21 protein-coding genes are annotated in these 25,754 nt (G+C 57.3%); 9 read left to right on the forward strand and 12 right to left on the reverse strand.

The window, feature by feature from the left end:
* Positions 1 to 73: 73 nt before the first annotated feature.
* From ABJO75_RS19610 to ABJO75_RS19625, 4 genes are read left to right on the forward strand one after another with little or no spacing between them, the layout of a single operon-like run.
* Positions 74 to 1,102 (forward strand): glycine betaine/L-proline ABC transporter ATP-binding protein, encoded by a 1,029-nt coding sequence (locus ABJO75_RS19610; RefSeq protein WP_348134045.1) that lies wholly within the window; start codon positions 74 to 76, stop codon positions 1,100 to 1,102.
* Positions 1,102 to 3,072 carry an ABC transporter permease subunit gene (locus tag ABJO75_RS19615; protein WP_348134047.1) on the forward strand — a complete coding sequence of 657 codons (1,971 nt, stop codon included), beginning with the start codon at positions 1,102 to 1,104 and terminating at the stop codon, positions 3,070 to 3,072. The genes ABJO75_RS19610 and ABJO75_RS19615 overlap by 1 nt, the downstream gene beginning before the upstream one ends.
* Positions 3,073 to 3,076: 4 nt before the next feature.
* Positions 3,077 to 3,460, forward strand: coding sequence for a cupin domain-containing protein (locus ABJO75_RS19620; protein WP_348134049.1), 384 nt, complete (start codon positions 3,077 to 3,079; stop codon positions 3,458 to 3,460).
* The gene (locus ABJO75_RS19625) at positions 3,457 to 5,823 is read left to right on the forward strand and encodes a DUF1989 domain-containing protein (RefSeq protein WP_348134050.1); all 2,367 of its coding nucleotides are present in this window, start codon (positions 3,457 to 3,459) and stop codon (positions 5,821 to 5,823) included. The genes ABJO75_RS19620 and ABJO75_RS19625 overlap by 4 nt, the downstream gene beginning before the upstream one ends.
* Positions 5,824 to 6,116: 293 nt before the next feature.
* Here the strand turns inward: ABJO75_RS19625 and ABJO75_RS19630 are convergent, their stop codons facing one another.
* From ABJO75_RS19630 to ABJO75_RS19660, 7 genes are all read right to left on the reverse strand, one after another.
* The gene (locus ABJO75_RS19630; protein ID WP_348134052.1) at positions 6,117 to 6,821 is read right to left on the reverse strand and encodes an SDR family oxidoreductase; all 705 of its coding nucleotides are present in this window, start codon (positions 6,819 to 6,821) and stop codon (positions 6,117 to 6,119) included.
* A gap of 105 nt (positions 6,822 to 6,926) precedes the next feature.
* Positions 6,927 to 7,454, reverse strand: coding sequence for a 2,4'-dihydroxyacetophenone dioxygenase family protein (locus ABJO75_RS19635; protein ID WP_348134054.1), 528 nt, complete (start codon positions 7,452 to 7,454; stop codon positions 6,927 to 6,929).
* Between the two features lie 12 nt (positions 7,455 to 7,466).
* A complete protein-coding gene (locus tag ABJO75_RS19640) occupies positions 7,467 to 8,171 on the reverse strand; it encodes an SDR family oxidoreductase (protein ID WP_348134056.1) in 705 nt (234 codons plus the stop codon).
* 79 nt (positions 8,172 to 8,250) lie between these two features.
* Positions 8,251 to 9,294, reverse strand: coding sequence for a C-terminal binding protein (locus tag ABJO75_RS19645; protein ID WP_348134058.1), 1,044 nt, complete (start codon positions 9,292 to 9,294; stop codon positions 8,251 to 8,253).
* Between the two features lie 3 nt (positions 9,295 to 9,297).
* Complete coding sequence (locus ABJO75_RS19650) at positions 9,298 to 10,305, reverse strand: DctP family TRAP transporter solute-binding subunit (protein WP_348134060.1); 1,008 nt, start codon at positions 10,303 to 10,305, stop codon at positions 9,298 to 9,300.
* Positions 10,306 to 10,324: 19 nt separating this feature from the next.
* Positions 10,325 to 11,611, reverse strand: coding sequence for a TRAP transporter large permease (locus tag ABJO75_RS19655; protein WP_348134062.1), 1,287 nt, complete (start codon positions 11,609 to 11,611; stop codon positions 10,325 to 10,327).
* A gap of 3 nt (positions 11,612 to 11,614) precedes the next feature.
* The gene (locus tag ABJO75_RS19660; RefSeq protein WP_348134064.1) at positions 11,615 to 12,106 is read right to left on the reverse strand and encodes a TRAP transporter small permease; all 492 of its coding nucleotides are present in this window, start codon (positions 12,104 to 12,106) and stop codon (positions 11,615 to 11,617) included.
* A 119-nt stretch (positions 12,107 to 12,225) separates the two neighbouring features.
* Here ABJO75_RS19660 and ABJO75_RS19665 point away from each other — a divergent pair, with 119 nt between their 5' ends.
* The 3 genes from ABJO75_RS19665 to ABJO75_RS19675 all read left to right on the forward strand — a co-directional run bounded on the left by ABJO75_RS19665 (position 12,226) and on the right by ABJO75_RS19675 (position 17,775).
* Positions 12,226 to 12,891: a GntR family transcriptional regulator gene (locus ABJO75_RS19665; RefSeq protein ID WP_348134066.1), complete on the forward strand. Its 666-nt coding sequence runs from the start codon at positions 12,226 to 12,228 to the stop codon at positions 12,889 to 12,891.
* A gap of 556 nt (positions 12,892 to 13,447) precedes the next feature.
* A complete protein-coding gene (locus ABJO75_RS19670) occupies positions 13,448 to 14,629 on the forward strand; it encodes an efflux RND transporter periplasmic adaptor subunit (RefSeq protein ID WP_348134068.1) in 1,182 nt (393 codons plus the stop codon).
* 47 nt (positions 14,630 to 14,676) lie between these two features.
* Positions 14,677 to 17,775, forward strand: a complete 3,099-nt coding sequence (locus ABJO75_RS19675) for an efflux RND transporter permease subunit (RefSeq protein WP_348134070.1) — start codon at positions 14,677 to 14,679, stop codon at positions 17,773 to 17,775.
* 718 nt (positions 17,776 to 18,493) lie between these two features.
* Here the strand turns inward: ABJO75_RS19675 and ABJO75_RS19680 are convergent.
* On the reverse strand, positions 18,494 to 20,860 hold the full coding sequence (locus ABJO75_RS19680) for an arylsulfatase (RefSeq protein ID WP_348134072.1): 2,367 nt from the start codon (positions 20,858 to 20,860) through the stop codon (positions 18,494 to 18,496).
* A gap of 214 nt (positions 20,861 to 21,074) precedes the next feature.
* Here ABJO75_RS19680 and ABJO75_RS19685 point away from each other — a divergent pair, with 214 nt between their 5' ends.
* Both ABJO75_RS19685 and ABJO75_RS19690 read left to right on the forward strand, forming a co-directional pair.
* Entirely contained in the window at positions 21,075 to 21,488 is a 414-nt protein-coding gene (locus ABJO75_RS19685; protein ID WP_348134074.1) for a cyclic nucleotide-binding domain-containing protein, read from the forward strand.
* Positions 21,489 to 21,546: 58 nt separating this feature from the next.
* Entirely contained in the window at positions 21,547 to 21,903 is a 357-nt protein-coding gene (locus tag ABJO75_RS19690; RefSeq protein ID WP_348134076.1) for a hypothetical protein, read from the forward strand.
* A 91-nt stretch (positions 21,904 to 21,994) separates the two neighbouring features.
* Here the strand turns inward: ABJO75_RS19690 and ABJO75_RS19695 are convergent, their stop codons facing one another.
* From ABJO75_RS19695 to ABJO75_RS19710, 4 genes are read right to left on the reverse strand one after another with little or no spacing between them, the layout of a single operon-like run.
* Positions 21,995 to 22,279 (reverse strand): hypothetical protein, encoded by a 285-nt coding sequence (locus ABJO75_RS19695; RefSeq protein WP_348134077.1) that lies wholly within the window; start codon positions 22,277 to 22,279, stop codon positions 21,995 to 21,997.
* On the reverse strand, positions 22,269 to 23,312 hold the full coding sequence (locus ABJO75_RS19700; RefSeq protein WP_348134079.1) for a hypothetical protein: 1,044 nt from the start codon (positions 23,310 to 23,312) through the stop codon (positions 22,269 to 22,271). Before ABJO75_RS19700 ends, ABJO75_RS19695 begins: the two co-directional genes overlap by 11 nt.
* Positions 23,309 to 23,716, reverse strand: coding sequence for a hypothetical protein (locus ABJO75_RS19705; RefSeq protein ID WP_348134081.1), 408 nt, complete (start codon positions 23,714 to 23,716; stop codon positions 23,309 to 23,311). Before ABJO75_RS19705 ends, ABJO75_RS19700 begins: the two co-directional genes overlap by 4 nt.
* Positions 23,713 to 25,209, reverse strand: coding sequence for an FAD-binding oxidoreductase (locus ABJO75_RS19710; protein ID WP_348134083.1), 1,497 nt, complete (start codon positions 25,207 to 25,209; stop codon positions 23,713 to 23,715). Before ABJO75_RS19710 ends, ABJO75_RS19705 begins: the two co-directional genes overlap by 4 nt.
* Between the last annotated feature and the right edge of the window lie 545 nt (positions 25,210 to 25,754).

Consider the following 25,754-nt stretch of genomic DNA (forward strand, 5'->3'; position numbering starts at 1 on the left):
CGCTGGTGAACCCTGACAGAAACGACCCAGCCGGCATAGTGTCCGGCTGGGTTCGAAACCCGGAGAGTGGCCAATGACGTCGCAAGACCCTGTAATATCCTGCACCAATGTCTGGAAGCTGTTCGGGCCCAACCCTGAAAAGTATCTGGCGGGCATGCCAGCGGGCCGCAGTTTTGATGACATCCGCGAAGACGGCTATATCGCCGGGGTCCGCGATGTCACCGTCGATATTCATCGCGGCGAAATGCTGGTCATCATGGGCCTGTCCGGGTCCGGCAAATCGACGCTGGTACGCTGTTTTTCAAGGCTGCACGACATTACCGGTGGCAAGATCACTGTCGATGGCCAGGACATTATGGCCATGAACGACAAGGAACTGATCGACCTGCGGCGAAACAAGATGGGGATGGTGTTCCAAAGCTTTGGCCTGCTGCCGCACCGCACCGTTCTTGAGAACGTGGCCTTTCCGCTGGAGATGCGTGGGCAGGACCGGCACGACCGGCGCGAACGGGCGCTGGAAGTCATCAAACTTGTCGGGTTGGAAGGACGCGAAGAATATTTCCCTCGCGAACTGTCGGGAGGTCAACAGCAGCGCGTGGGGATCGCCCGCAGCCTTGCGATCGAACCAGACATCTGGTTTCTGGACGAACCTTTTTCCGCGCTGGACCCGCTGATCCGGCGTGAAATGCAGGACGAATTCCTGCGTTTGCAAGAGCTGCTTGGCAAGACCATCGTCTTTATCACGCATGACTTTGACGAGGCCCTGCGCCTCGCTGATCGTATCGCGATCATGAAAGATGGTGCCATTGAACAGTGTGACACACCCGACCAGATCGTGCTGCGTCCGGCCACGCCCTATGTGCAGAAGTTCACGGAAGATATCGAAAAGTCCCGTGTCGTTCATGCACGAGTGTTGGCGACCCCGATCAATGGTCACGCGCCCGAAGGTGCTCCGATTTTGGCGGGGGCCACCATTCTGCAACTGGCGCGTCAGCTGGTGAATGAGACCCGCGAAGAATTGCCCGTGGCGGACAAGAGCGGTGAACTGATCGGCATCTTGAACCGGCAAGAGGCCCTAGACGTCCTGCTGGGAGAAAAGTGATGGCAGTGGCGCAGACGGATATCGCAGTTGCATCGCCGGCGCTGACAAAGATTCGCGTTGCGCAGATTCTCTTGGCGGCGGCGGTATTGCTGGCCGTTGCACGCCCGTTCCTGCCTGATTTCATGATCCGGGTGCCGGATTGGGCCATTTTGCCCTATGACGTCTGGCTTCAGGCGATGTTTGATTTCATCAAGGATGATCTGGGGCTGATCTATGTCACGCGCGGGATATCCGCCGGGCTGGAATACCTGCTCGATATCACGGCCAATCTGCTCTATGGCAAACGCCGCTGGCCCAATTTCGAACCGATCCCATGGACGGCGATTGCAGGGGCTGCTGCTGTCGTTGGCTACTGGCTTGGTGGTTGGCGGCTTGCTGCGTTGGCGGGGGGCACATTCGTCTGGGTGGCTTTGATCGGCCAGTGGAAGCTGGCGATGCAGACCATGTCCGTCATCGTCGTCGCGGCCCCCGTCGCGTTCCTTTTGGGGCTGGTTCTGGGCATTTTCGCATGGAAATCGCCACGGTTTGAACGCTTCCTGATGCCGATCCTCAGCATCCTGCAAACGCTGCCGTTCTTTACCTATCTCTTGCCGGCAGTGATCTTTTTCAAGGTCGGCCCGACGGCAGGCTGCGTCGCCACCATCATCTATGCCATTCCGCCGATGGTCCTGATGACATCGCTCGGATTGAAGAAAGTGTCACCCGAGGTGGTCGAGGCTGGCAACATGGCGGGATCGACCCGCTGGCAAATGTTGCGCCACGTCTATCTGCCCGCTGCCCGGACCGAGATTCTTGTGGGCGTCAATCAGGTGATCATGCTTTGCTTGGCGATGGTCGTCCTGACCGCCTTTATCGGTATGCCGGGGTTGGGCGCAAAGCTGCTGTCGCTAATGAATTCACTGAAACTAGGCCGCAGTTTTGAGATCGGCGTGACCATCGTGCTGATCGCTGTGACGCTTGACCGTCTCTCGAAAGCCTGGGTCGTTAAGCAACCAGAGCATTTCGAGCGGGGCGCGTCGTGGTTCGCAAGACACAAGTTCCTCGTCACTGGCATCGCCGTGTTTGTCGGGTTCGTTATCGTGGCTCGGTTCGTGCAGGTCGCTGACCACATCACCCGTGATCAGGAATTGTCGATGGGCAAGGAGATCGACACCGTGATCCGCGCGGCGTTGGCCAATGACACGGTGACCGCGATCACCGATTGGTTACGCTGGTTCCTGATCACTTGGGTCCTTATTCCCTTTCGCAACGCGCTGCTGTGGTTGCCGACATCGAGTGTGCTGCTCGCGATTGCTGCTGCGGGCTATGCAGTGGGCGGGCGGAAATCGGCGATGCTCGCGTTCACCTTCTTCGGTATCATCGCGCTGACCGGCTGGTGGGATCGTTCGATCATCACGCTCTATGCGGTGATGTCGGCGGTGGTTCTCGCGGTGCTGATCGGACTGCCGTTGGGCATCGCCGCGGCGCGGAACCCGAAATGGGCCGACCCGATCCTGCTAGCCTGTGACACGATGCAGACCTTCCCCAGCTTTATCTATCTGATCCCGGCCATCATGCTGTTCAGCGTCAATGACGTGGCCGTGGTCTTTGCGATCCTGATCTTCGCTACCGTACCGCTGACCCGATACACGATCGAAGGTATGCGCGCGGTGCCGCAAGAGTTGATCGAAGCGGCGGATATGGCAGGTGCAACCCGGCATCAAAAACTGATGAACGTGCAACTGCCACTGGCCTTGCCGACCATGGCGGTGGGGTTCAATCAGGCGATCATGTTCGCGTTCTTCATGGTGATCATCGCGGCGTTCATCGGCACACAGGATCTGGGCCAAGAGCTGCAGAAAACCCTTGCGGGCAATGATCTGGGCAAGAATTTCGTGCTCGGCATGTGTGTCGCCTTGATGGCGTTGACCTTTGATCACATCATCATGCGCTGGTCCAACGACCGCCGCAAAAAGCTCGGGGTGGGATGATCCGATGGACAGATTGGCAGAGCTGCGCAACGTGACCCATGTCAGCCGCGCGGCGTTTGAACCGATGACGATCGAGAACAGGGTCTGCGACGATGTCTGGTGGCACAACATTTCCTATGACGAGGAAACCGGTCGCGGCAGTTACTTAATGCTGTTGGCACCGGGCGCCAGCAGCAAACCCCACCAGCACGTTGGAACCGAGGAGTTCTATGTTCTCGACGGTGAATTGGTGGATTTCGATGGTCATGTCTATGCCGCTGGTGACTTTGCAAGTCTTCCTGCGGGATCGCAGCATTATTCAACTTCACCCTCCGGCTGCAGGCTGCTTGTCACCCATCACGGGTTGACCAGAACACTGACAGAAGACGAATGGACGAGCGACAAATGAACTACCAGACAGTTTTCCCAACCCCTTACGAGCGGGCAGGGGTGATCACGCCGGGTTTGCCGGTCCTGCCACACGGAGTGGAACGCCACCCTGTTCCCGGCGGTGGCAGCCGGGCCGTACGCATTAACAAGGGCGACGAGATTACGGTTCAGGACCGTGAAGGCCTGCAGCCGATCGAATTGGTATTCTTTGCGCCGGACGGTACATCGGATGCCGGGATGATCGGGGCTGTGGGTGGTCGCGATCCTGCGGGCCTTAGGGCTGCACTGTCATCTGATCCATCCGGTGCCAGGGTCTTGCGTGCGTTGGACAAGGCGGGGTTCGACATTGGCAAGGCCGACGGCACGCTGGTCTTTGGCGAGGGGTCGAACGCCGGTGATTTCGCCAGTTTTGTGGCATCATGCGACGGAATGCTGATTGTCTGCGCCCCCGGCGGCGCGATGGAGCCACATGAACAATGGGCACCGACCGAAGTTGTGCTTTATGTCCGACGTGCCAATCCGGGCAAGGCCAAGGGCGGGTTTGCACCGCCTGATCCTTTGGCGGACCCGCTGGCCGATTTAAACATCCAGCCAGGCGAAGCGCATCCCTACGAGATCAAGACCGGGCAATACATCCAAATCCTCGATGTTCAGGGCCGTGAATGTTCCGATTTTCAGGCGTTCTCGCAGCGGGCACTGGACAAGGGTCTGGAACGCGAGATTGATCCAACCACCACCCGCGCACTGATGGGGCTGCTTTATCCTCAGCCGGGGCTGTTCAGTAAATACTTCTCTTCCGATCAAGAACCGCTCGTCGAGATTGTGCAGGACACCGTGGGGCGGCACGACACCTTCGGATTGGCCTGCACAGCGCGATATTATGAGGATCTCGGCTATCCCGGCCATGTGAACTGTTCCGACAACATGAATCGCGAACTTGACGCCTATGGCATTCGTCCAAGGGGCGGCTGGCCAGCGATCAATCTCTTTTTCAACACCATGCTCGACGACACCAACGCCATCACCATGGACGATCCGTATTCGCGGCCGGGTGATTTTGTGCTGCTGCGCGCGCTGACCGACCTCGTCTGCGTTTCCACGGCCTGCCCGTGCGACGTGGACCCCGCGAACAGTTGGAACCCGACCGATATTCAGGTCCGGGTCTACGGTGAAAACGAAGATTTCAAGCGCTCAATTGGTTGGCGCAAAACACCGGAGGCTGATGTGGAAGACACCAAGAAGACTGGATTTCACGATTGTTTTGCGCGTCATACCCGCGAGTTTGTCGAGTATGTCGGGTATTGGCTGCCGAACCAGATGACAAATCACGGTGCGATCGAGGAATATTGGGCCGCCCGCGAAAAGGCAGTCGTGATGGACCTGTCGCCCCTACGCAAATACGAGGTGACGGGGCCGGACGCCGAAGAGCTGATGCAGCTTTGCGTGACGCGCAACATCAAGAAGCTGGCAGTGGGCGGCATCGTCTATACGGCGATGTGCTACGAACACGGCGGCATGATCGATGATGGCACTGTCTATCGGTTGGGCGAAACCAATTTCCGCTGGATCGGTGGCAACGATCAGTCGGGCCTGTGGCTGCGCAAACAGGCGCAAGAACGTGGGATGAACGCCTGGGTTCGATCCTCGACTGATCATCACTGCAACATTGCCATTCAGGGCCCGCTGTCGCGTGATATTCTGAAACAGGTGATCTGGACACCACCACAGCAAGCCACTGTTGAGGAGCTGCCGTGGTTCCGGCTGAGTATTGCGCGGATTGGTGATTTCCACGGTCCCTCGGTCGTGGTCAGCCGCACCGGCTATTCCGGCGAGCTGGGTTACGAGATTTTCTGTCACCCCAAAGATGCAGAAGCTGTGTTTGACGCGGTATGGGCGGTGGGCGAGCCGATGGGGATGATCCCGCTTGGTCTTGCCGCGCTGGATATGCTGCGCATTGAGGCAGGGTTGATCTTTGCCGGTTCCGAATTTGACGACCAGACCGATCCGATGGAGGCCGGTATCGGATTTGCCGTGCCGTTGAAGTCAAAGGAGGACGATTTCATCGGGCGCACCGCGCTGGAGCAACGCAAGGCCAACCCTCAGAAAAAGCTCGTCGGATTGGAACTGCCCGGAGGGATCGTTCCGACGCCGGGTGATTGCGTCCACATCGGAAAGCCTCAGATTGGCGTAGTCACCTCGGCGGTCAAATCGCCAATTCTGGGAAAGGTCATCGCGCTGGCGCGGGTCGATGTCACCCATTCCGAACCGGGCACAGCGCTTGAGATCGGCAGGCTTGACGGCGATCAAAAGCGGCTGCGAGCCACAGTTGTCAAATTTCCGCACTTTGATCCGGCCAAGGAGAGAGTGAAGGGCAACTATTAGGTTGTTTTTGGTTGAGGCCTTTTGGAAACATATAACTGGGTGAGGTCAACGGCGACCCCACCCAGTTATATGATCGCGTGCATTCGGTAGGGTTCGGCAAACGCCAGACGCAACTTGTCGCTGAGCTTTCCAACTAAAGCGCGGCAGATCATGCTTGCCGTGACCGTCCGGAGGAATTGGGGACCACCGCTGCCTTTTGCCGCCTGCAAATCCAGCACCTCTGCTTGGCTCTGCAGGAACGTCCCATCGGGGTTAAAGAGGGGGTTACCCGCTGTGGACAGCCCCCTTATCGATCAGGACAAGAGCCATCCACCATCAACGTCAATTGTCGTTCCGGTGACGAAGTCATTTTGAATGGCAAACATGATACCCTGCGCGACTTCTTCGGCACGACCCGCCCGGGGGATCACATGGTTCTCGGTCATCTTGCGATAAAGCTCCTCGCGTTCGTTGCCTTTCAAGGCGACCATTGGCGTGTCGATCTGGCCAGGTGAAACAACATTGATGCGGAGTGGGGCAATCTCTGGCGCGATTGCGCGCACCAAAGCTTCGACGGCACCGCCCACTGACGAAATGGCCGACTGGCCCGGCTTGGATTTCCGCGCAGGCGAGCCGCTGACCAACACGATGGCACCGCCATCGGCCATATGCTGGCTGCCGAAACGCACAACATTTGCATAGCCCCAAAGCTTGTCAAACGACGACTTGAAACCATCCATATCCATTTCAAGGAATGGCCCGAACGCCCGGTCGCCGCCGGTTGCGGCGCTGACAAGTATGTCAAATGGCGCATGTTCCGCAAAAAGCTCTTCCAGCGCTGCCGTATCGCGCACATCGCATTTTGCAACGGTAACGCCTTCTGGAGCCTCGCCGATCTTTTCGGGATTTCGGCTTGTCGCCACCACGGTCGCGCCGAGCGCTGCAAGCTGTTTCGCGGTGGCCAGACCGATGCCCGATGTCCCACCGAAAACAATGGCCTTTTTTCCCGATACGTTCATTCTGAGTGTCTCCTTCAATTCTCGTGGCAGACGTAGAAAGGTGCCCGAGGCAACCTCATCAACGTCTATATGGATAGGGGGTCAGGGGCGGTGATTGCCAGAGCTTTAGCGGATGAATTGATCGACGTAGTCTGCCCCAAGGCCAACCTCTTCGTAATGCGCACGGCACATGTCGATCTTGGTAAAGACGTCTTCGAAACCCATGGTTTTGCCCCAGGGGTCAACATACAGCATCACACCGTTGACCTGAAAGTAGGTGATCATCTCTTCGACATCATCCGGAACCACCAATGTGTGGGTTTCGCCCGGAGGCTCGTAAACATAGCCCCCTTCGCGCGCTTCCCAATCATGTTCCAGATAGTGCCAACGCCCTTTCAGAACCCAACCGTGGACCGGCTGCGGATGGCGGTGGCGCGAGAGAACCCCGGACTTGCGGACGCGCAACAGGTTCATCCAGTACCCTTGCGACCGGTTCAGGCAAAGCGGACGAAACGAGACGTTCTCGGTCTGTGGAACCCAGATGCGTTCGTCTTGGGCCACGGCATCAGGAATGACGATCTCTTCCTGTGCGTCCCTGGGGAAGGGGAGTTGATAGGGCGTTCGAGGATCAATTTCGGGTGTTGTAACAGGCATGATTGCCTCCTTTCACATTGCGGAATAACCGCCATCTACCGGGTACACGGCCCCGGTTACAAAACTTGCATTCTCTGAGAGCAGCCACGCAACCAGCGCGCCCACTTCGGCGGGTTGGCCCCAGCGGTCCATCGGCGTACGCCCAAGGATTGGGGCGTTGCGTTCCGGGTCGCCGCGCAGGGCCTCGGTCATCTCGGTCGCAATCCAACCCGGAGCCACGGCATTCACCCGCACACCGTCAGCCGCCCATTTGCCAGCAAGCGCCTTGGTCAACTGTGCCACGCCGCCTTTTGAGGCAGAATAGGCCGGGACAAGCGGCCCGCCAAAATAGCTGAGCATCGAGGCGGTGTTGACGATGGCTCCGCTGGACGCGGCGAGCAATGGTTGCGCGGCAAGACAGCAGCGCATCGTGCCGGTCAAATTGATGTCGATCACGGTTTCAAAGGTTTCGATCTCGTATTCTGCACCACGGGCAAGAATGCCAGCACAATTGACCAAGCCGTCAAGCTGCGTCAGGCCCGAGAAGAGCGCATTGACGGCGGCTGTATCTCGCACGTCGAGAACGGCGGTTTCGACCTCGGGCTGGGCGCTATTAAACGCCGCCACTTCGTCTTCGGAGACTCCGGTTGCGAGAATGTTCCATCCCTGTGTTTTCAGGTAAGAGACAACGCCAGCCCCGATGCCGCGTGTCCCGCCGATGACAACGCCTTGCTTCATAGCTTCGCCTCACTGGAAAGAGGGTTGTTGAAAGTCGCTGGAGCGTCTGCGGTTTTCATTGGAGATTCCTTCTTCAAATTTATGCGGTGGTTTGCGCTGGCCGCGCAAGGCGGGCCCCAGACGGGTTCGGAAGGGCAGGTTGCCGGTTCACCCAGTTGATCGGGTCCTTGCCATGCAGCACGCGGCTGACCTCCTCGGCGGCTTTTCGTTGCAGCATCTCGACAGAGCGCTCGGAATACCACGCGGCATGGTCAGTCAGCACGGTGTTGGGGGCGCTCAGCAGCGGATTGTCGGGATGCACAGGCTCTTGTTCAAACACGTCAATCCCGGCCCCATAGATGCGCCCCTCTGTGAGGGCAGTTGCCAATGCGACCTCATCAACCAATCCGCCGCGCGCGACATTCACCACGATTGCGTCCGGCTTCATCAATGCGATCCGCTCCGCATTCAGAACATGGCGCGTCTCGGCCGTCAGCGGCGCGTGCAGGCTGATGACATCGGCAATCTCGCAAAGCTCATTCAGGTCGACGCGATCAAGATCATGCTCTCTCGCCACAGTTTCAGCAAGATAGGGGTCGAACACCGAGATCCGCTCAAATCCCAAGGCGCGGAACTTGGTCGCCGCCTGAATCCCTATTTTCCCACAGCCAATCAGACCCAGAACCGCCCTTTCGCGGCCCGGAATGCGCGCTGCCTGACCGATGCCCCAGTGTTGCTGACGTACTTCGCCGTCACGAGTCACGAGCCTGCGTTGCACGGCAAGGTACAACGCAATCGCGTGTTCGCTGACTTCGCGCTCTGCTCCGTAATCCGGGATGTTGACCACATAAATTCCGCGCGTTTGGGCATATGCGGTATCGATATTGTCGTATCCGACACCGTACCGCGCGATGATTTTGAGATTTGGGCAGGCGTCGATCTCGGCTGCACCAACAGGGCGCTCGCGCACCATGATGGCGACCGGGTTCAACGCCTGAAGGGCCGGAACCGCAGTCTCCGTGGCCCCGATCGTGGCGATCTGCACGTCATGCTCTGCCAACACCGCGTGCTCTGCATCATATGTTGCATAGCCCGGTTCCAGAATGGCCACGGTGGCGGATGTGCTTTGATGGTTCCGGCCCATGGTTCACTGCGCCCTATAGGCTTCGATGGCCGCGTCGAGGCGATCGGGCCATTCCGAACCGATATCGTCCACTACATATTCTCGCACGGCTGGCTGTGCCGCTGCGCGGAATGCCGCTTTCTGTTCTGGGCTGACCGGCACCACCTCCATGCCCTTTTCGGACAGGATCGCAGTGGCATTTGCATCCTGCGCCGCCGTCATGCCACGATGGATAACCTTCGCGATTTCCACGCATTGCTCAACCGCTGTCTGCTCTTCTTCTGTCAGCGACTGATAGAACATGTCCGACATCAGGTAAGCATGCCAGCTGAACACATGGCCGTCGAGGGATACGTATTTCTGGTGCTGATAGAGCGACGCGTTGACAATATTGGTCACGCCGTTTTCCTGACCGTCGACCACACCTTGTTGCAAAGCGCCCGGCAGTTCCGGCCAAGAAACTGGGGTCGCCGAGGCACCGAGGCTTTCAACCAGCGTGACCCAGACCGGCGCGGTCATCACGCGCATCTTGAGGCCTTCCATGTCGGCAGGCTCTGCAATCGGGCGCACGTTGTTGGTAAAGTTGCGCACACCGTTGTCGGCCACACCAAAGCTGCGGATGCCGGTCTTGGCGAGCATGTCTTCGGCCAGCATATCGCCGAACTCGCCATCCATGACCGACCACGCCATCGCTTGATCGTCAAAGAGATAGGGGATCGCCAGAACCGAGAACGGTTTGTACACCGCTGAAATCGGGCCGTCGTGAACCGCTGCCATCTGCACGGTTCCCAACTCGAGGCCCTCGACAATCTCTGATCCGCCACCGAGCTGCGAGGCCGGGAATATCTGTACGTCGATCCCGCCGGACGTCTTGCCTTCGACACAGGATTCAAACGCAAGGGCCGCCGCGTGTTTTGGCGAGCTGAGGTCAGCGGCCTGAAAATGCGCGTATTTCAGTTCCTTGGCCGAGATTGATCCGGCAGCGAGTGCGATCACCGCAGTTGCGGTCATCAGTTTTGTTATGGATGTCATGAAGTTCCTCCCTTTCATGTCAGTTTGCAAACCCAAAGAAGTTGGGGACGAAGGTGCTGACCTCGGGCACGAGAATGACCAGAAGCAGCACCACGAGTTCTGCCAGCAACAGCGGCAAGACCGCCTTGGACAGGGACTCGATTTTCAATTGTCCGACAGTCGCGATCACAAAGAGCACCGGACCGACCGGAGGAGTGATCATTCCGATGGTCAGGTTCAGCACCAGCATCATGCCGAACTGCAGCGGATCGATCCCGGCGGAATAGGCGATGGGTCCAAGGATCGGCGTCAGGATGATCAGCGCGGGCAGGGTATCGATGAAAAAGCCACATACCAGGGCGAAACCAGCCAGGATGAACAAGATGCCAATCCGATTTTCGGTGATGCCAGTGATCATCGCGGCCAGCGATTGCGGAATTTGCAGGTACGTCAGCAGCCACGCGAATATCGATGCCATGGCCACAATCAGAAAGACCGACGACGTCACGACCGCGGCCCGTGCAAAGGCCTGATAGATCGACCGCATCGTGAAGGCGCGCAATGCAAAGCCAAGGACTAGGGCGTAGGCCGATGCGACCGCGCCCGCCTCGGTTGGGGTGAAGATCCCAAAGAGGATCCCGCCAAGGATGATTGCAGGCATGATCAGGGCGGGCAGGGCGGCGAGGGTTGTCTGCCGAAGCTCGGCCATGTTTGCGCGATGTTCGCGCCCGCGATACCCATGGCGCTTGGATACGACATGATTGGCGACGGCCAACGACAGCCCCAGCAAAAGGCCCGGCACGATACCGGCCAGAAACAACCCGGCGACGGTTACACCGGAGGTCGAGATCGCAAAGATGACCGCCAGAATAGAGGGCGGAATGATAGGACCGATTGTGGCGGTCGCCGCCGAGAGCGCACCGGCATAGTTCTTTTCATACCCTGCCTCGCGCATCATGCGCATGACGATCGCCGAAGGCCCCGCAGCATCCGCCAGAGCAGAGCCGCTGATCCCGGCAAAGAGCATCGAAACAAGGATGTTCACATGGCCGAGACCACCGCGCACATGCCCGACAAGCGCATTGGCAAAGCGCAAGAGCGCATTGGTCAACCCACAGGCGGTCATCAGTTCTGACGCGAGTATAAAGAACGGCACGGCCATCAGCGGAAAGCTGTCGATGCCCGCGAACATGCGCTGAGCCGCGATCAGAGGATTGAGCCCGCCATGAATGAAAATGGCCGAAAGCCCGGCAATCCCCATGGTGAAGGCAACCGGTACGCTGAGCAGAAGGGATCCGAAGAACAGGATGATAAGGGTCTTGGCCATGATTTACAGCTCGGCTCCTGCATCGTACTCAAACCGTTGCGCGACAAAGCGCCGGGCAAACAGCATCAGATGAACCAGAAAGATTGCGCAGCCGATGGGGATGGCCAGATAGGGTATTCCGCGCGAGATGCCGGTCGACATCGTTTCCTTGTTCCAGCCAAACGCGACGAACTGCACGCCCAGCCAGAGCAGGGCGGCCATGAAGACAAACATCACCAGGACGATGATCCAGCGGAGTAGCAAAGCCAGTCGCGCAGGTAAATGATCCGGCAGAACGGTAATGGCGACGAGACGTCCTTCGCGTAGGGCAAGACCTGCTCCGCTGAAGGCGCCAAGGATCATCAGATGCCGCGCGGCCTCTTCGACCCAGGCAAGCGACGCGCCAAACCCATAGCGCCCGACCACGTTGGCAAAGACAATAAGAAATACAGCGGCAAGCAATCCGGCAACCAATGCCCGATTAGCGGCTGTGAAGATGCGTTCAAATCGTGCCAACGGGTCCTCCCTCCCCTTGAGTCGCTCAAAATCTGGCATACAGTATGCTATTCGTCAACCCTTGGCATATTGTATGCTAGTTGAGAAGCTGCTAAGCTTTTAAGGAGGAGGCCTTTGGTGTGCTGATTGATCGACCTAAATCGCTGACAGAACTGGTCACGTCCGATTTGCGAAAGCGCATAGTCGGTGGCGAATTTGACTTGGGGTCGCAGCTTTCAGAAGCACGCATTGCCAAGGATCTTGGGGTCAGCCGAACTCCGGTCCGCGAAGCGATCAATCGCCTCGAGATGGAAGGCTTGCTAGTCGTTGAGCCACAGCGCGGCTCTTTCGTTTTCAATCTCGAGCCAGAGGAGTTGGCAAAACTCTGCGACGCACGGACCTGTCTTGAAGTCGAAGCCTTTAAGCAAGCCTTCGTTGCCCAACCTGCCGCGCTTGCTGATGCGCTGGATGCCAGCGTGGGCGTCATGAAAGAAGCCAGATCGACCGGGGATGATGCGGCCTATCTGGCGCAGGATACGGCTTTTCATCAATGCTTCTTTGATCATGCGGATAACCGGTTCCTCAACGATGCGTACCAAACGGTTTCGTTGAAGGTGGCCGCGCTCAGAAATCGACTTGGGCGACACCCCGATCATATGGAAAAATCATACCGCGATCATATCCTGATCAGCAAAATCGTCAGGGAACGCGATGCTGATCGGGCATTGGCGCTGCTCGTGTCCCATATTGATCGCAAGGAAGGTTCGTATTGGAACATCGCAACGGATTCCAATAGCGAGGCCTGAAAGAATTGCTCTCACGCTGCGCGGACCGAAGCAGAGGCGAAAATCACAGGTATGTTCGCCTAAGCCAATCTTGCAGCGTTCGACGGCTTTACACGCAATGAAGTCGACTTTTTGAGTATTTCGTCAGCAAGCGGATACACGATCTGATTGGCACACAAGGCACGCTTGTCGGCATTCATACGATGGATTGTCTCGGCAGTATCAGCATACCCGCTGTGCATTTTCAATTTTGGAATGTAAATATCAGGGCCAGTGGTCGCCTTGAGGGCACGCGCATGAAAGCGTGGGTTTCAAGTTGCCGGGACTTGACCGCATGGTTCTGGTCCTTTTGTATTTCGCAGCAAAAATATGCAGTTAATCCAGTCTCAGTAGGCAGCAAGAGCAGGTCGCACAGCCGCTTGAAAGTAAAATCAGCAGGCAAGCACTTCGGCAGTTGCAGGTTTCGTAAGGTCAGCTCTAGGTCTCTTGGTCGGTCCTCTGACTCAAATCGCCCCGATTAAGTGGACGTATTTGTTACTTGTCGTGGCGACCAAACTGGCGCAGGGAGCGCTCGGATATGAAGAAAACTTGGGAGAATCCCGTGCGAGCTAATCGGATCAAGAGCAGAATTATCTCTCTTCTCGGCCTTTTGGCCATTGCGGGATTTGCACCGGCCTCCGGCATCGCGCAGGAGGCACCGCCTCCTGCTGCAGTGACAGTCGTCACGATGCAAGCGCAGGATATCACGCTGACCAGAGACCTGCCGGGCCGTGTTGTGGCGCTTGGGGTTGCAGAAGTGCGTCCGCAGGTGTCGGGCATCATCACTGATCAGTTATTCGAAGAAGGGGCTACCGTAAGCGAAGGCGATCCGATGTACCGGATCGACGACGCCATCTATGCGGCACAAGTCCAGATGTCACGTGCGTCCTTAGAAGAGGCTCGAGTGGCGCTTGCAAACGCAGAGCGTGATGAAGAGCGCAACGCCACTCTGTTCTTGCGCAAGGTTGTAAGTCAAACGGCCGTTGATGACGCCAAGGCGATACGGGATGAGGCGCGAGCAGCCCTCGTTGTTGCACAGGCCCAGTTGAGAGCATCTGAAATTGATCTGGAACACACCACCGTCCGCGCCCCCCTGTCCGGTGTGGTGGGCCGTGCCCTGACCACGCGTGGGGCTCTGGCGACCGCCGCGCAGGCAAGTCCGCTTGCTATCATCCGACAGATTGATGCGGTTTTTGTCGATGTTGCAGCCTCGGCTGCGGATGTCGTGCGGCGCCGCCGCGCCGCGGCGGAGCCGGAGAGCACGTCTGATGCATCATCATCTGATACGACCGTGACTCTGACCTTGGCGGACGGATCGCAATACGATCAAACCGGCACGATTCTGGCCGCTGAACCACAGGTCAATGTGATGACCGGGGTCTCGGTGTTGCGGCTCAAGTTTCCAAACCAGGATGGCATTCTGTTGCCCGGCATGTATGTCAATGCGACCCTGCCTGCCGGAACGGCGACGGGGGCAATCCTTGCGCCGCAAGAGGGTGTGTCCCGAGACCGTCGCGGAGAACCGACAGCTTTGATCGTTAACGACGAAAACACTGTCGAACTTCGAGATCTGACCGTCATGGGAACGCGTGGCACCGACTGGATTGTGACCGAAGGTCTGGAGGCAGGCGACAGGGTGATTGTTGCAGGCCTTCAGAAGGTGACAACGGGTGCCGTTGTCGCTCCTCAGGAACGTGCCGCAGAACCGACATCTGAGTAATTTCGAGATTTTTACGGACGGCCAGTGACTGGCGGTAAGGATATAATATGGCACGCTTTTTCATCGACCGACCCATTTTCGCCTGGGTGATCGCGATCATGCTGATGGCTGTGGGCGTTCTGTCGGTTCTCACCTTGCCGGTGGCACAGTATCCAGAGATCGCGCCGCCCACGGTTGTGGTCAGTGCGTCCTATCCGGGGGCATCCGCACAAACTGTTAACAATACTGTCACGCAAGTCATAGAAGAACAGATGACCGGGCTGGATGGGCTGCGATACATCAGTTCGTCGTCGACATCGACCGGGACCACGAGCGTTACGCTTACCTTCGAAACCGGCACCGACGCCGACATCGCGCAGGTGCAGGTTCAGAATAAGCTGAGTCAAGCGACGGCGCTGTTGCCCGAACAGGTGCAGCGTCAGGGCGTGACCGTTCAGAAATCCGCTGGTGGGTTTCTGATGGTCATCGGCTTGGTGTCCAAAAACAACACCATGAACTCGGTGGATCTGTCCGACTATCTGGTCAGCAATATGGTGGATGAATTCAGCCGGCTGGACGGTGTTGGCAACGTGCAGGTCTTTGGCACCAAATACGCTATGCGTATCTGGCTGAACCCGCAGCAGCTGGCAGCGTACGGGCTGACCCCGGCCGATGTGGTCGCTGCTGTTTCGGACGAAAACGCGCAGGTATCGGCGGGGTCGTTCGGATCCCTGCCGGCCACCGAAGGGCATGCGCTGAACGCGACGATTACTGCGCAGTCGCTATTGTCTACGCCGGAGGAATTTGAGCAAATCGTCGTGCGCGCGGAAGCCGATGGCGGGTTGGTCTTGTTGCGTGATGTCTCGCGCGTTGAAATCGGGGCCGAGAACTATTCGACGGCAGCCAAATTCAATGGCGCACCGACTTCGGGCATGGCCATTCAGCTCGCCACCGGGGCCAATGCGCTGAACACCGCAGAGCTGGTCAAGGACCGGCTGGACCAGGTATCGGCCTTCTTCCCCGACGGGGTCGAATACGTCATTCCCTACGACACAACGCCGTTCGTCACGCTTTCGATTGAAGAGGTCATCGTGACGCTTTTTGAGGCAATAGGATTGGTTTTCCTGGTGATGCTTTTGTTCCTGCAAAACATCCGGGCAACGCTGATTCCGACGTTGGCAGTCCCGGTCGTCTTGCTGGGGACGTTCGGCATAATTGCGGCATTTGGGTTTACCATCAATACACTGACGATGCTGGCTATGGTGCTCGCAATTGGCCTGTTGGTTGATGACGCGATCGTTGTTGTCGAAAACGTCGAGCGCCTGATGGAGGACGAGGGGCTTGATCCTTACGAGGCGACCAAGAAATCCATGGGCCAGATCACCGGGGCGCTAATCGGCATCGCCTTGGTGCTGTCTGCGGTCTTTATCCCAATGGCATTCTTTGGCGGTTCAACCGGCGTAATCTATCAACAGTTCTCAATAACGATTATCTCGGCGATGGGCTTGTCGGTGGTTGTGGCCCTGACCTTGACCCCCGCACTTTGTGCGACGCTCTTGCGCAAACCAGAGCGTGGCGGAAAGAGACGGGGGCTGTTTGGCCTGTTCAACGCTGGTTTTGACAGGCTTCTGGGGGGCTATGCCGGGTCCGTCGCGTGGTTGATCCGCCGTCCGCTGCGCGTCGGCCTTATCTATCTGATGATCGGCGGTCTGATGCTGTTTCTCTTCGCCCGCACGCCATCCGGCTTTTTGCCCGAAGAAGATCAGGGCATCCTGTTTACCATGGTACAGGGGCCAACGGGGTCGTCGTCAGAAGCGACCGACCGTGTGCTGGAACAAGTTACAGATTACCTTCTTGAAGGTGAATCCGATGTGGTAAGATCAGTCTTTACTGTCAGCGGATTCAGTTTTGCCGGACAAGGGCAAAACATGGGGCTTGCGTTTATCGGCCTCAAGGATTGGTCCGAACGTCTCGCCCCGGACCAAAGCGTTACCGCAATCGCGGGCCGCGCCTTTGGGGCGTTTTCGCAAATTCAGGAAGCACTCGTGTTTCCAATTGTGCCGCCCGCCGTGATCGAACTGGGCAATGTCAGCGGATTTGATTTCTATCTGCAGGCCCGCAACGGTCAGACCCATGAACAGTTAATCGAAGCCCGAAATCAGTTGATGGGTATGGCTGCGCAAAGTGACAAGATCGGATCGGTCCGCCCTAACGGACTAGAGGATGCGGCACAGTTCAAGCTGGATATCGACTGGCGCGCGGCGGGTGCGATGGGGCTTTCTCCTGCGCTGGTGGGCGATATGCTGTCTGTCGCCTGGGCCGGGCGATACGTGAACGACTTTCTTGACGGGGGCCGGATCAAGCGGGTCTATGTTCAGGCCGATGCGCCTTACCGCATGGTGCCAGAAGATATCGAACGATGGCGCGTGCGTAATGCCACCGGCGGGCTGGTGCCGTTCTCGACCTTCTCCAAATCCAGGTGGGAGTTTGGGGCGCAGGGGCTCTACCGCTACAACGGTGTTGCAGCAGTCCAGTTGCAGGGTAACCCAGCTGCCGGAGTCACGACCGGCGAGGCGATGGCCGAAATGACGGCACTCGTCGCACAGCTGCCCCCCGGTTTCGAAATCGCCTGGACCGGCCTGTCGCTTGAAGAGATCGAATCCGGCGATCAGGCGGGCCTGCTCTATGCTTTGTCTCTGGCGGCGGTGTTCCTGTGTCTTGCGGCACTTTACGAAAGCTGGTCGATTCCGTTCGCCGTCATGCTTGCAATGCCGATCGGGATCACGGGTGCCTTGATCGGTGCCTGGTTGGGTGGTTTTGAAAACGGGGTCTATTTTCAGGTCGCATTGCTGACTGTGATCGGGCTGACCGGTAAAAACGCGATCCTGATCGTCGAATTTGCCCGCGAACAGGTCGAGGCTGGCGTGCCGCTGTATGAAGGTGTCACCGAGGCTGCAAGACAACGGTTCCGGCCCATTCTGATGACGTCTATGGCGTTCTCGCTGGGGGTCTTGCCGCTGGTGGTGTCCTCGGGCGCGGGGTCTGGCGGACGCACGGCGATCGGGTCAGGCGTCTTTAGCGGCACCATATCTGCGACAGTTCTGGGCGTCCTGTTCGTGCCAGTCTTTTTCGTTGTCATTCAAAGGCTGACTCGAGGCCGCAGCTGACGCGCTTGATCACTCTCTGACATCATGAACCGTAGCAACCCCGGCAGGAAGCCCGAAGTATCCATGCCCTCGATTATGCAGTTCAGCGGCAACACGGTGACGATCCGCGATTGAGAGGTGGATTGATACATGCATTTAGATTTGCATCTATCGTTCTCACAGTGAGCTTTAAGCGCCACGCAGTGTTGGTCAGCGATATGGACCGTGCGATCAATGATTTCGAGACCGGTCATCATGTCGTTTCACTGATGTTGAGCGGCGGGGTCTAGGCGAATGGCGTTTGAGTAGAACGACAGATACAATCCGTTGTGCATGGCAAAGCTCATGATTTCAGACATGGGCATTGCTACGTCCCCTTTAGCGGCAAATGGCACCCGATGCTCACGGCTTTTCAAGAGTTCTACCGCATTAAACACACCTAGGTCGCGAGTAGGCGCTTGGTGGAAAGGTGATGCCGAGGAAACCCCGCTCTCTGGCCATGCAGGGCGGAACGTTTCGCGTGCAGATGACGTCGCGCGCAACATCGTTGCCTAGTATGAGAAAGGTGCTGACGGTAATTCAATGGCGAGCCGATTAGCGACGCTGATTGATCCAGACACAAACAAGGCCTCGTTGCTGGCGCCACCTTCACCGGCCGTTACCATTTGGCCGGTCGTTCCGAAAGCGAGGTCAAGAATGCCCGCGGTCAGTAGTTTCTAACTCACCTGTGCATGCTTGATCATTGGTTGCGAACCGTCATCGCCGAGATCGTGCCTTCGAAATTGAATGGTCTCTTCTCGGCATAGGTCGTGGAGACGGGCGAACCGAGATCCTTGCCCACGTCGAAAGATTCCGTCGCGGTAAAGGCTGCTGGGACCGTGCGTTTGACGGTTGTCTGCGCGACCTGTTCGTCGTTGACCGAGATCAAGACGTCTGCGGGGCCGCCGGGTTTGCCGATCTTGGTGTCCACAGTAACGCGGTATTGCCCTGCTGGCAGGAGTGTCTGTGCGCGAACGGTGTAGTTCTCGATTAGCAGCATGTTGTACTCATAGACCAGATGGCCCTTATCGAGATAGACGCTGAGACCGCCACCGGCGCCGCCGACCGCATAGAGAACACCGCTCGCATTGTCGTCCACTTCGATATCCAATTCGACCAGCGTGCTCTGACGCCCGATACCCGGCGCGGTGAATTCCGGCATCCGTTCGGTGTTTTGGGTGAAGGCCCAACTGTCATATTCAGTCTTCACGCGATCGGCGGGATAGATGCGCAGCCAGTTGCCGGCGCCGATGGGAAAGTCCTTGTTGTTCTCAGCGACTTCCAGAAACCGGACTTGCATCGCGGCCAACTTGTCAGGGTTATCCTGCGCCAGGTCATTGGCCTGGCTGAAGTCCTTAGTGAGATCGTAGAGCTCCCACACGTCTTTGGCAGAATCCCAATCGCCGATGCTGACGGCCGAGCCGGCGCTGTCCCATGGGGTGAACGGGCCAAAGGTGCCAGCGAACCAACCGTCCTGATAGAGACCACGGCTGCCATTGTTGTCAAAGAACTGTTCGTCCTTCTGCCCTGCTGCCTCAGCATCCTCGAAGGTGTAAGCCAGACTGGTTCCGTCCAATGGCATCTGGTCATAGCCGTTGACGACCTCTGGCAGGTCGATATCCAAAACCTCATAGATCGTCGGGGCAATGTCGATGACATGGTGAAACTGACCGCGCATCGTATCATCCGGTTGGATATGTCCGGGCCAGGACACCACCATCGGGTTACGCGTACCGCCGAAATAGCTTCCGAGCAGCTTGGTCCCCTTGAACGGTGTTGATCCTGCCCAGGCCCAGCCTGCGTGATACATGTTGTCGGTCTTTGAACTTCCCAGTACATCCAAGCCGCCAATCCGATCGAGCGCCGCCATCTGGTCTTCGACCGTATTGGGGATGTTGTTCTGCGCCAGCAGTTCGCTGATCGAGCCCTGCTGACCTTCGGCAGAGGATCCGTTGTCGCCGAAGATATAGAAAACCAACGTGTTCTCGCGGAGACCCCGATCCGCCATACCATCCAACAACCGACCGACCTGGGTATCGGTATGCTCGACAAAACCGGCAAAGAGTTCCATCAGACGGGTCTGAAATTCGAATTGACTCTCTGGAATGCTGTCCCAGGCGGCGAGCGTCTCGTCGCGTTCGGTCAGTTCGGTGCCTTCGGGGATCACCCCCATTTCAAGCTGACGCTGGAATGTCCGCTCGCGATAGGCGTCCCAACCATCGTCGAACTTGCCATCATACTTGGCGGCCCATTCCGGAAAGACATGCTGTGGACCATGCACGCCACCCGGTGCCCAATACATGAAGAACGGCTGGTCCGGGTCAAAGGCGCGATAGTCATCAAGCCAGTCCAGTGCCTTGTCCACCAGATCCTCCGTCGGGTGATACTTCGGGTCCTCTGGCGGCTCGACATGGTCGTAGTTCTCGGTCAATCGCGGCTCGTATTGCGAGGTTTCGCCGCCGAGGAAGCCGTAGAAATATTCGAACCCATAGGCGTTGGGCCAGTTCACCTTGGGGCCGATCGAAGTGGTTTCCACAGCAGGTGTATTGTGCCACTTGCCAAAGGCAGCTGTGTGATAGCCATAGTTCTTGAGTATCTCTGGGATCGTTGCGGCCTCTTTCGGGATAACGCCGGTATAGCCGCCAAAAGCCACCGCGCGCTCGGCAATGGTGCCCGAGCTGACCCGCGTATGATTGCGCCCGGTCAGCAGTGCTGCGCGGGTCGGCGAGCAGATTGATGTGGTGTGAAAGGTTGCGTATTCAATGCCCTCTTCGGCCAGTGCCTTGAGCGCAGGGGTATCGACCTCGCCGCCATAGACCTCGGAAACCCCGAACCCGACATCATCGAGCAACACGATCAGGATGTTCGGCGCATTAACTGGCAAGAGCCGCTGCGCCTCGGGCCATTGCATGGTCGAATCCTGCAGGCGCTGCGCAGCCTTTCCCGCCATTGGCGCCGGCGGAAAGGGCAGGATGGACCCATCCATCGGCGTTTGCGCCTGTGCAACCGACGTCCCAAGTGCGAGGCAACCGCAAGCAATCAAATGGTAAAGTTTGAAGTGGGACATGCAGTACCTTTCTCTCACATCAGGGTCATCTCGAATCACTGTTTACGAAACGTTGCGGCATTTCTAGCACGGTTGCTGGGCATAGAATGTCTGCCGCTGGATGATTTGAGGTGGAAGGCGAGAAAATGGGTCGAAATTCAAGGTTCTGGCTGGGAGAGGTTGGCTCGGCCATGCGCCGCCAGAGTATCGCGATACCGTCCTAGACAGTTACGTTGTGCAGTCGTTTAACCCCAGCCAGATGACTTATGACGCCGATGAGCCAGCAGTTGGTTTGATCGGGCTGATCAGTGGTCAGGTGCAATTGCTTCTTGGTCGCGGCAACCAGATCCATGCGTTGGCGCATCTGGCACAGCCCGGGGACTGGTTTGGCGGCGAAGTCGTGCTCTCCGGTACCGGCCGTACGGTCAGGCTTCAGGCAAAATCCGCTGTCAGTGTCGCGCATCTTTCGCAAAGGTCCATAGAAACGATTGTGCAGGCTGCCCCCCCCCCGGCGTGGCGATGGATCGGCATGCTTTCAGCTTCAAACATCTCTGCCGCAATGATGACCAATGAGTATTTTAAGAGCCGCGAACCTCATAAACGGTGCGTCGCCGTTTTGCTGCGCCTGGCGCACTGCCGAAGCAAGTGAACTCATGAGGCGAGTCGCAAGAATTCTCGAAATGGAAATCTAGAGGGAAGACAACAGCATGGGCAGATTGAAAGGCACGGTCGCGGTCATTTTCGGGGCGGGACAGGGTATCGGCGCATTGATGGCTCAGGCTATGGCCGACGAAGGCGCCAAGGTTCTGGACACTACAAAAGGCAAGGCAATCACCGATGCCGATGGCATGGCTCAGAGCTTGCCCGAAAACGAAGGGATTGCCAGCAACTCCGGCTTTGTCATGGCCCGCGCCCCAACCGTTGCATCGCGTGCTATCAAGCGTGACATGCCGCCGGCGGCCCTTTTGGGCTCATTGTTGTACCTCATCACTCCGAACAACAATTTTGTCACCGGTCAGACGCTAAATGCCGATGGTGGCAAGGTTGACGTTTGTTCAGGTTGAACAAGCGTTACGTCCAGCTTTCCAAATCCAACAGATGTTTTTTCCCGCCATCTGGTAGGTCGGATCGCTCGCTTTCTCGGCGCCTGCCAATCTAGGACAGTGGCAGGCAACCGGGGAGCCCGGCGGGGAGGACAACCCATGCGCCAGCCGCATACAGGTCTTTGCCAAGATTCTGCCCGTCAGACCTGAGCGCGATCCAGTTTGCACCTCCGCCGACGATCGCTACATTTGTGGGCAGGCGAGCGATGAAATTCTCTGCCGGAAAGAGAACAACGGCGCCGGGCGCCACATCGGTAAAGCGCATGACAAGCAACTGTAGTCCGACCCAGCCGGTCAGAACGATCGCAAAGGACAGGATCCAGGTTCTAATAGTCATGGATATGTTCCAGAGCCAGGTTTTGCCCCGTGAGTTGACGCAAAGTCTCTGCGAGATCTGTCACGGGCAGCAAAACCAGATGCCGGGTGTCACCATACCCTTGCCGCGCAAGACTGTAGAGCGCCCCATCAAGATCAAGTTGATCTGAGACAGCGGTGAACAGGATGTCGTCATTCCCGGCGATCTCGACAAAGTTGCCGCCAGCTTGCGCCATTTCCAACAACAGCTCCGTCAGCGCCCGATACCGTGGCGTGTCGATCTCGATTCCTTCGTCGCGTTGGGCGATAACCTCAACGTCCCTGTATCTGCCCAAGTCTTCCGCGTTCAGACCAGTGACGATCATGCGGAGACGCAACGCGTCGGGCTCCATGTTGGCGACGGCTGCGGCAATGACGTTGGCATAGCTGGCCTTCACCTTGTATTCCAAGCCCAATGCGAAAAGCCGTTCGCGATCACGAAAGGCATCGGTCGCGGCGTCAGAAAGGGCATCGGCATCGCCGGTGAAATCCCAACGATACCAAGGTGTCTGCCTCAAGAAATGGCTGTAGCTGGTCGCCTGTTCTGCGGACAGATCATCAAGCGGCGCATGTGCGTCACCGCGTATCCATGTCGCGACGCGGCCAAGGGATTCTTCGTATGCGGCCTTTGCCAACAGTTCAGCTGTAAAGCTGACGCCAATGGTGTAGATCGTTTGTTTTAATGCGCTCGGGAAAGCACCATGAGGGCCAGAGGCCTTAGAAAGGCTGCACAGGGACGTCCAGAACCCGGCAATGGATGATAGGTAACGATAGTCGTGCGGATCACCGTCCCGGATAATACGGGCGTAGTCATCATAGGCATGGACGATGTGCCATTCCGGGTAGGTGAGCAGAGTCCGACCTTCGGCACGCTTATGTTCAGACGGTAGGATCGCAACGTAGTCTTCGGTTTCCCCGCTTGGTCGGCAAGCCAGCTGGATATACCCAACGGGCAACATCAATGCGGCGACCAGCGTCAGGATCAACAGCGTCACACGTTTGAAGAATGTCTTCATACATTGCGCCCAAGTTTGATCCCTGCGATCAGTGCAATGCCGCCAAGCGCGATATGCGGCAGGTTGGCGAGCAAGCGGAACAATGAAAATGACACCCCCTCTGACGGGTTGGTGAAAATCCCGAAGTCGAGATAACCGTAGCCCGTGAACCAGCCAAACACGCCATCGCCTAGGTAGAGCGCCCCGAAAATCACCAGAAATATCTTGCTCGCGCGTGCGCCCAGAAGTGCGGCAGACAGGGCCCAAATTGCGGAAACCAAATGCAGCGCGTCATCAAAGATATCGAGCGCAAATATTCCGAATGCACGGCCATCCGCATCCGTTATTCCTGGCACATAATTTAGCAACGCCGCCCCTAAAAGAACGAAAAAATAGGTCAAGGCAAATTTCTGGATCAATGTCATAGCGTATCCAAATAGCTGTCCCAAAGATTGTTCCGCAAGAGCAGGTTCGGGTCCAGAACCCGCTTGGCTGCCGAAAATTCTGACGCGCGCCCGTAAGCTGTTGCCAGTTGGTCTTTGCGTGCGTGCGGGCGATAGGGCAAGTAGTAAGTCCCACCAATCGCAATGAGCCCATCAATGAGATCTTCGGTCATCCGCTGCATATCGGCTTCGGCCCGTGCGGTCATTTCCTGACTGAATGACATCACCGCTGCGATCCGCGGTGTGGATGCATAGGCAAGCCAGCTGTCCGGGTCCGTATCGACGAACCGCAAGGTTACATTCAGAAATTCTTGATACGAGTCGGGGATTACAGCGCGGCACAGAGCAAGAAAATCGGCGAAACGATCAGGGGAAACAAAGTACTCGTGAAGAATATCGGTGCGATCTGGATCGCGGTCATCCAAGGTCACTACCGGTTCATTGATCAGGGTGTTGCGCGTCGCTGGCCCACTGGCCAATGTTGGGGCCAGGTCCGCTTCGATCCACCAGCGCAGGCGCTTTATCCGCTCATTTCCCAGTTGAGCGCGGTAGATGCGGCTCGCAATTTTGGCTGTGGCTCCAGACCCGCTGGCAGCGGTTAGATCGCTTTGATCCGCAGTGGGACGGTAGGTGATCATCAAGGCGGTAGATATGAAATCGGCCCGATCCACATTCAGGCGGCCATAGGCCATGGTCACGTCACCGTCTGCAAGAGCATCGACAAAGCGTGTGCCGAATTCTTCGGCGGGCATTTCGAGGAACGTGGGTTCAAGGCGCCGGTTTTGCGCAAGTTCGACATCCATTTGTGTGATGATTCCGGTCAGCCCATATCCGCCCATCGTCATACCAAACAGGTCGGCGTTTTCGCTGCGCGAGCATGTCACCAGATCACCATCGGGAAGGATCATATCGAACGACCGGACGGTACTGCCCATCGGCCCTTCCTTTACCGGCCAACCGTGAGCATTTACACAGAATGTTGCTGCGATTCCGAAATCATTATTTGATTGCATGACACGTGGGCCGAGGCCGATCGGATCGGTCGCCGCGATAACATCGCTCCACCGCGCGCCGGCGTGAACACGCATAATCCGATTTGCCACTTCAGGCTCGACGAGCCCGTTATTCAAAGTGATGGCGTGACCATCGCGCGGAATGGCTTGTCCGCCCATCGAATGACGCGCCGCACCCACATTCACGCATCGACCGGCTGATCGGGCCTCCGCCAACTCTGCCCTGATGTCTGCAATCAGCTTTTTGCCCGGATCATCTTGCAAAACGATATGCTTAAAGATCGGTGTTTCGCTAAGCCCGCTGGCGTCATTCAATGTGTCGGCGGCGCCACTGGGCTTGATAAACCGTGTTCCATCCAGAACGGGTTTTGACACCGACATTGCCTTTACCACCGCCCCACCGATCACGGCGCCACCTGCCAGCAATGCGGCGCGGCGTGTGAACTTTTTCAACCCAGCCAAATTTGCGTACCTCGAGTTCTGAACGGTGTTCGCAAGCCGTGATAGCGTCTGTTCACGCAAAGGGGAGTCCGGTTTTTCCTACTTTGCATTGAGATGACCAGTACAGCCCGGTGCACAGCGGGTAGACTTCTTACAATCCATTATCGGCGAGGTGCAACGCCGTTGATCTGTCTGTTCGTTGAGCATGCAGGACTCATGACACGCTATGGTTGCTGGGCGGATTTGGGCAATATTCAACGCCTCGTTCGACGAATCTTCGAAAATAGTGTAGGGTAATAGGTGCTCAGCCATTTTTAGAGCGCACGATTATTTAAACTATTTATTTGATTTTATTGGAGCATTACAATGAATGATTATCGGGATGGCCGTCCTGACGGCGTGTTTAATTGCAAGATTGTCTTTAGATGTTCCATCCCGGATGATCACATAGATCCTCGCCGATCTGCCCTTTTCATGGCAAGATCGGTTTTGGGTGACATTCGGGAGAACGCTCAATGCTGATCCAACTTCATAGCCAGGCGACGACGACACCCAAGAGACGGGCG

Origin of the sequence: Sedimentitalea sp., from assembly GCF_039973035.1 — a bacterium.
Classification (GTDB): Bacteria; Pseudomonadota; Alphaproteobacteria; order Rhodobacterales; family Rhodobacteraceae; genus Sedimentitalea.

Coding starts and splice junctions, on each gene's coding strand:
- ABJO75_RS19675 (WP_348134070.1), top strand. CDS start 14,677: ATGGCACGCTTTTTCATCGACCGACCCATTTTCGCCTGGGTGATCGCG.
- ABJO75_RS19610 (WP_348134045.1), top strand. CDS start 74: ATGACGTCGCAAGACCCTGTAATATCCTGCACCAATGTCTGGAAGCTG.
- ABJO75_RS19645 (WP_348134058.1), bottom strand. CDS start 9,294: ATGGGCCGGAACCATCAAAGCACATCCGCCACCGTGGCCATTCTGGAA.
- ABJO75_RS19630 (WP_348134052.1), bottom strand. CDS start 6,821: ATGAACGTATCGGGAAAAAAGGCCATTGTTTTCGGTGGGACATCGGGC.
- ABJO75_RS19615 (WP_348134047.1), top strand. CDS start 1,102: ATGGCAGTGGCGCAGACGGATATCGCAGTTGCATCGCCGGCGCTGACA.
- ABJO75_RS19625 (WP_348134050.1), top strand. CDS start 3,457: ATGAACTACCAGACAGTTTTCCCAACCCCTTACGAGCGGGCAGGGGTG.
- ABJO75_RS19690 (WP_348134076.1), top strand. CDS start 21,547: ATGGGCAGATTGAAAGGCACGGTCGCGGTCATTTTCGGGGCGGGACAG.
- ABJO75_RS19635 (WP_348134054.1), bottom strand. CDS start 7,454: ATGCCTGTTACAACACCCGAAATTGATCCTCGAACGCCCTATCAACTC.
- ABJO75_RS19705 (WP_348134081.1), bottom strand. CDS start 23,716: ATGACATTGATCCAGAAATTTGCCTTGACCTATTTTTTCGTTCTTTTA.
- ABJO75_RS19700 (WP_348134079.1), bottom strand. CDS start 23,312: ATGAAGACATTCTTCAAACGTGTGACGCTGTTGATCCTGACGCTGGTC.
- ABJO75_RS19695 (WP_348134077.1), bottom strand. CDS start 22,279: ATGACTATTAGAACCTGGATCCTGTCCTTTGCGATCGTTCTGACCGGC.
- ABJO75_RS19655 (WP_348134062.1), bottom strand. CDS start 11,611: ATGGCCAAGACCCTTATCATCCTGTTCTTCGGATCCCTTCTGCTCAGC.
- ABJO75_RS19650 (WP_348134060.1), bottom strand. CDS start 10,305: ATGACATCCATAACAAAACTGATGACCGCAACTGCGGTGATCGCACTC.
- ABJO75_RS19620 (WP_348134049.1), top strand. CDS start 3,077: ATGGACAGATTGGCAGAGCTGCGCAACGTGACCCATGTCAGCCGCGCG.
- ABJO75_RS19640 (WP_348134056.1), bottom strand. CDS start 8,171: ATGAAGCAAGGCGTTGTCATCGGCGGGACACGCGGCATCGGGGCTGGC.
- ABJO75_RS19670 (WP_348134068.1), top strand. CDS start 13,448: ATGAAGAAAACTTGGGAGAATCCCGTGCGAGCTAATCGGATCAAGAGC.
- ABJO75_RS19680 (WP_348134072.1), bottom strand. CDS start 20,860: ATGTCCCACTTCAAACTTTACCATTTGATTGCTTGCGGTTGCCTCGCA.